Below are 964 nucleotides of genomic sequence, written 5' to 3' on the forward strand. Positions count from 1 at the left end.
ACCCCCAAGTCCGCTCACTCCATTGTGGATTTCGTTTAACAACCCGGTTGTTTTGTTTTCCTGGGTTCTAAAATAATCTTCCTTAATCGCACTCAAGATTCCTCCCGAGCGTACGTTTCCGGCAAATCCTTCGAGTCTCTCTACAATCGCGCCTAGTGCGGCTACCTGGTTTGTGGCTTTTCCAAAAAAGAAAGTACTTCCAAATGTATAATATTCGTTTAGTTCTCTTCTTTCGTCGGAACTTCCGTTTTCTCGGATGGAATTTCTCTCCGCTTCCGTTAATTCTCCGCCGTCCTCGTAGAAATCGGTAATCTTACCCGCAGAAGATAATTGTTTAGAAATACTAGTTACAAATTCGTTATAGTCGCTAGATTGTAAGGATCTGTCCAAAGAACTCCGATTCGTCCGTACAAAATCGAGCACTAGTTCCATCGCTTTACGCTCTTGTAATGCATTCGGTCCCAGTTGCAAATTCGTAAATCTATCGTCGCTGTCCTTTAATATCTTTAGATAGATTGCGTCTACATTCCTGTCTTCCGGATCCAATCCCTTGATCGTACTTTCAAATAGTGAAAGTGCTTTCTCGTTGATTTGGGCCCCTTCTAGATTTCTTTTTTCTTTCGCGGATTGTATGATTTCGTTTAACGAATCGGAACTTCCGTTAGCATCCAATAAAAACTGTAGCTCTGCCTTTCTTCCTTCATACTCTATATTGAAACCGTCATACAATGCCAAAAGTTCGGCAGATACCTTTTGACCTATACCACTTCTGTTTTCCAAACTAGAACGGAAAGCCTGGATGGACTGACCAAAATTAGAAAATACAACATCTAAAGAACCGAAGGGAGCACTAGCCAAGGTCAATACCGGATTCCACTCTTTGCTTCCGGTATCATAGCTCGTTCTAAAACCGGAAAGTGCACCCTTCGCGTTACTTCTCGCATCACCAGTCAGACTTGAATCA

At 42.4% G+C, this 964-nt stretch carries 1 protein-coding gene; it reads right to left on the reverse strand.

Annotation, left to right across the window (positions count from 1 at the left end):
* The coding region (locus CH373_RS18700; protein ID WP_165778874.1) for a hypothetical protein at positions 1 to 964 on the reverse strand (964 nt) is incomplete at both ends.

Source organism: Leptospira perolatii (genome assembly GCF_002811875.1).
In the GTDB taxonomy this organism is placed as follows: Bacteria; Spirochaetota; Leptospiria; order Leptospirales; family Leptospiraceae; genus Leptospira_B; species Leptospira_B perolatii.